The sequence below is a fragment of the Saccharomonospora iraqiensis subsp. iraqiensis genome (assembly GCF_000430445.1).
Classification (GTDB): Bacteria; Actinomycetota; Actinomycetes; order Mycobacteriales; family Pseudonocardiaceae; genus Saccharomonospora; species Saccharomonospora iraqiensis.
The window spans coordinates 2,535-6,908 of sequence record NZ_KE387087.1; the positions used below are offsets into that span (position 1 = coordinate 2,535).

Genomic DNA, 4,374 nt, shown 5'->3' on the forward strand with positions numbered 1-4,374 from the left:
AGCGCGCCGAGCGCCGCGGTGATCTCGACGCGGGCGAGCGGGGCGCCGAGGCAGTAGTGGATGCCGCCGCCGAATCCCAGGTGTGGGTTCGGGTCCCGGGTGATGTCGAGCGTGTCCGGCTCGGCGAACACCTCGGGGTCGCGCGCCGCGGCCCCGAGCAGGGCGGCCACCTTCCCGCCCTCGGCGATCCGGTGTCCGGCGATCTCGACGTCGGCGGTGGCGGTGCGCTCGAACAGCTGCAGTGGCGAGTCGTACCGGATCAGCTCCTCGGCGGCCGAGGCGACGAGCGCGGGGTCACCGACCCCGGCGACCAGCCGGTCCCACTGCCCGCGGTGGGTCAGCAGGGCGTGCACACCGTTACCGAGCACGTTGACCGTGGCCTCGTGCCCGGCCATGAGCAGCAGCACCGCCGTGGCCACCACCTCGTCCCCGGTGAGGTCACTGGCCACGAGGTGACTGAGCAGGTCGTCGCCGGGATCGGCGGCCCGGTCCCGGGCCAGTGCGCGCAGGTGGTCGGCGAACTCGGTGGCCGCCCGCTCGGCGGCGAGCCGCCGGTCGTCCGGCAGGCCGTACTCGTACATCTTCACGATGGCGTTGCTCCACCGCACCATCGCGGGACCATCCTCGGTGGGCACCCCCAGCAGTTCGGCGATCACCGCCACCGGGAGCGGCTGGGCGAGGTGCTCGAGCAGGTCGGCCTCGCCGTCGCGGGCGATGCCGTCGGCGAGGGTGTCCACCATCCGTTCCGCGAGCGCCTCGACGGTGGGCCGCAGCCGTTCCACGTGCCCGCGGGCGAAGGCGGACGAGACCAGCCGCCGCAACCTGGTGTGTGCCGGTGGCTCGTTCTCCAGCAGGGAGTTGCGGTGCAGCATGTTGAACGAGGCGAACCGCTCCACCGGGGTCGCGTCGCGCCAGAGGCGGCCCAGGCGCCGGTTGCGCAGCACCGCGGACGCGGCCGGATGGGAGACCGCGATCGACAGGCCCAGGCCCTCGTGGTGGTGGACGTCGCCCTCGGCGCGCAGCCGGGCGAACTCCGGATACGGGTCGGCGAGGAAGCCCGGATCGGCGGGATCGAACATCCGCAGAGGCTAACCCGACGCGACGGCCCCGGTCACCGTCCGGAGGCCACCGCGGTGTTCAGTCGTCGGGGTCGGGGTTCCACTCCGGGGCGAGCAGGGAGAACAGGATGGAGTCCCGCCAGGCGCCGTTGGTGTGCACGTGGTCGCGCAGCACGCCCTCCCGGGTGAAGCCGAGATGCTCCACCGAGGCCAGCCCGGCGATGTTGTCCGGCGCGACGACGGCGGTGACACGGTGCAGGCGCAGCCTGCCGAACGCGAAGTCGAGCAGCGTGCGCGCGGCGTCGCCCGCGTAGCCCCGGCCCTGGTGTTCGTGGGCCACCGCGTACCCGATCCGGCCGGCACGCTCGGCGCCGAGGACCAGCCGGGCGAAGCCCAGTACCCGGTCCGCCGGGGCGGGATCGGCGGGGCCGGTGGGTTCGGTGGCGTCGAGCGGGGTGATCGCGAGGTAGTACTCGGGCCGCGGCGTCTGCCGGGCCCTCTCCATGATCTCGTGCAGCATCACCCGGGCCTGTTCGGTGCTGCGGGAGTTGAACGCCAGGTGGTAGGTCACCCGGTCGTCGCCGACGATGCCGCGGACCCCGTCGAGGTCGCCGGGGCGGAAGTCGCGCAGCATCACTACCCGACCGCGCAACGCGATCGGCCAGTCCGTCCGCTCCGTGTGACGCCCGGTCACATTCCCAGGTTAGCCTGGACGCCATGTCGTCGGAACACCTCGCGGCCCCCGGCGCGGGACGCGCCGCAGCGGACCCGGACACGGCCGCCGCCGTCGTCGTCACCACCACCGACAGCGAGGCCGCCGCGCGGAAGCTGGCGGCCGGCGCGGTCGAGGCCCGGCTCGCGGCGTGTGCCCAGGTGCTCGGGCCGATCACCAGTGTGTACCGGTGGGAGGGCGCGACCCACACCGACCCGGAGTGGCGCGTGGAGATCAAGACCGCGGCCGACCGGGTCGACGCGCTGACCGAGCACCTGAAGGCGCACCACTCCTACGACGAGCCGGAGGTCATCGCCACCCCGGTGACCGGGGGCAGCGCCGGCTACCTGTCCTGGGTCGTGGACGAGACCCGGTCCTGACCGTCCGCCCCGGCGGTTCACCCGCAGGGGTACGACCCGCACGCTCCGACACCGGTGCGGGTCGAGTAGCGTCGGGTCAACCGGACATCTGGAGGGCGACACCGTGGGCAAGGCCGCACGCAGGAAGGGTGCTCCCGCGAAGGGCGGGAAGCCGAAGAAGGTCCGTGACGTCTTCGTGGCGCGTCCCTTCGAGGGGCTGGCCGCGGAACCGGAACTGATCGCGCTGCGGGAGTTCGTGCCGTCCGCCACGGCGCCGCTGACCCTGGCCGACGGGGTCGACCCGGCCGGGCGCGAGGTCACCCTCGGCACCGTGCTGCCGTTGGCCGCCGCCGCGATGGTGCGCTCGGACGACGGGCACATCTTCCTGGGGATGCAGGTCCAGACCCGCTCCTCGGACATCAGCCGGGACCTCGGCCGGGCGTTGCGCTGGGCGCTGGACGCCGAACCGGGCGAGGTGCTCTCGGTGCCCGACACCGTCGGTGAGCCGCAGCCCGGCGAGCGGCTCCAGGATCTGCTGGCCGTGGACGCGGAGCTCGAGGTCACGCTGCACGAGGACTTCTCCTGGTGGCTGCCGGAGGGCAGCACCCCCTCCGGTGAGGTCGCGATGTCGCTGGAACGGGCGAACGCCGCGATCATGCCGACCGAGCGGCTCGGCCCGGGTGCGTACTGGGTCCTCGCGGGCGAGAAGGCGCACCTGCGCTGGGTGTGGCCCGCCGAGGAGAACCGGCTGCTGCAGGCGTTGGCCCGGCTGTCCGCCGCGGGGGAGCTGACGTTGGGCGAGGGCACCCGGTACGCGGGGTCGTTCCGGGCACACGGGCTCCTGGTGCCGGTGTGGGACCTCGACCCGGAGGCGCACGCCCGCGAGTGGGAGGAACCGGCCAAGCACCTCGGTGCCCGGCTGGAGGAGGCGCTGGGCTCGCTGGACGAGCGGCCGCTCGACGCGAGCGAGCGCCGGGCGCGCGACGGCCTGATCGGTCGGCAGCTCACACTCCGTTGATCCTGCACATCTGCCCCGCCGACGTCTGGAACGCCGTTCCCGCGGGCGAGCCGTACGAGGCGGCGTCGCTGGCCGAGGTCGGCTTCGTGCACTGTTCCGACCCGGGGACGGTCCAGTTCCCGGCCGACCGGCTCTACGCCGGGCGCACCGACCTGGTGCTGCTGCGGATCGACCCGGCGCGGCTGGGCGTCCCGGTGCGGTGGGAGCCCGCCGACCCACCGGAACCGGGCGCGCCGTGGTTCCCCCACGTCTACGGTCCGATCCCGCCGGAGGCGGTGGTGTCGGTCCACCCGTTCCCGCCCCGCCCGGACGGGTCCTTCCGGCTCCCCCCGGAGCTGGCCGACCCCGGTGGGGGGACCGACCGGTAAACCCCGGGCAACCTCACGGCGTCCGCGTGCGTGCACCGAGTCGAGTCGGAGAACGCGATCGCGTGAGGGAGACGTTACGGTGACTACGCTCGTGTCCGCGGCCCCGGGCGTCGGGATCGGGACGCGGACTGTCGTCCACAGGAGGGAAGCGGTCGTGTCTGGCGACCTCACGGACTTCGAGGAGTTCGTGGAGGCCTCGCTGCCCGGGCTGTTGCGCTACGGGCACGCCCTGACCGGCAATCCCCACGACGCCGCGGACCTCGTGCAGTCGGTGCTGGAGAAGATCGGCGCACGGTGGTCGAGCGTGGTGCGCAAGACCGGGGACCCGCTCGCCTACATCCGCCGCTCGATGGCCAACGCCCACATCTCCCGGTGGCGCAGGCACCGCCGGGAGAACCTGGTCGCCGAGATCCCGGAATCCGGCACCGTGTCCCCCGCCGACCCGTTCGAGTACGAACCGCTGTGGGCGGCGTTGCGGGAGCTGCCGCCGAAACAGCGTGCGGTGATCGTGCTGCGGTACTACGAGGGGCTGAGCGAGGCGGAGATCGCCGACTCGCTCGGCATCAGCCCGGGCACCGTGAAGAGCCAGGCCAGCAAGGCACTCGGTTCCCTGCGGGGCAAACTGCACCGGGACACCGGGAGCGAGGGGAGGTGGGCACGGTGAGTGCCGACGGAACCGACGCCGCCGGGAACGACCGTCCCGACGGACACGACGGAGCCGGCCGGGCCGACGGCGCTGACGGAGCCGGCCGGGTTGACGGCGCTGACGGCGCCGACGAGCTCGACGCCGAACTGCGCGCGTTGTTCCGGGACGACGAGCGTTTCGCCGTGCGGCCGCGGCCGCACGCACCGCGGCACA

The 4,374-nt window shown here is 73.5% G+C and carries 7 protein-coding genes; 5 read left to right on the forward strand and 2 right to left on the reverse strand.

The annotated features are described in order from the left end of the window. Positions 1-1,079 (reverse strand): cytochrome P450 (locus ACTIR_RS0111915; RefSeq protein WP_026454458.1); only part of this gene is annotated, 1,079 nt, incomplete at its 3' end. A 58-nt stretch (positions 1,080-1,137) separates the two neighbouring features. After that, the gene (locus ACTIR_RS0111920) at positions 1,138-1,752 is read right to left on the reverse strand and encodes a GNAT family N-acetyltransferase (protein ID WP_026454459.1); all 615 of its coding nucleotides are present in this window, start codon (positions 1,750-1,752) and stop codon (positions 1,138-1,140) included. A 23-nt stretch (positions 1,753-1,775) separates the two neighbouring features. Between ACTIR_RS0111920 and cutA the strand changes: the two genes are divergently transcribed. From cutA to ACTIR_RS27520, 5 genes are all read left to right on the forward strand, one after another. Next, a complete protein-coding gene (gene cutA / locus ACTIR_RS0111925) occupies positions 1,776-2,150 on the forward strand; it encodes a divalent-cation tolerance protein CutA (protein WP_026454460.1) in 375 nt (124 codons plus the stop codon). Between the two features lie 103 nt (positions 2,151-2,253). After that, positions 2,254-3,147 carry a DUF5926 family protein gene (locus tag ACTIR_RS0111930; RefSeq protein ID WP_026454461.1) on the forward strand — a complete coding sequence of 298 codons (894 nt, stop codon included), beginning with the start codon at positions 2,254-2,256 and terminating at the stop codon, positions 3,145-3,147. Further along, on the forward strand, positions 3,144-3,515 hold the full coding sequence (locus tag ACTIR_RS0111935; protein WP_026454462.1) for a DUF952 domain-containing protein: 372 nt from the start codon (positions 3,144-3,146) through the stop codon (positions 3,513-3,515). The genes ACTIR_RS0111930 and ACTIR_RS0111935 overlap by 4 nt, the downstream gene beginning before the upstream one ends. Positions 3,516-3,669: 154 nt before the next feature. Beyond that, positions 3,670-4,179, forward strand: a complete 510-nt coding sequence (locus ACTIR_RS0111940; protein WP_007026008.1) for a SigE family RNA polymerase sigma factor — start codon at positions 3,670-3,672, stop codon at positions 4,177-4,179. Next, on the forward strand, positions 4,176-4,374 hold a 199-nt coding region (locus ACTIR_RS27520; protein WP_233345894.1), incomplete at its 3' end, for a hypothetical protein. The genes ACTIR_RS0111940 and ACTIR_RS27520, both read left to right, overlap by 4 nt.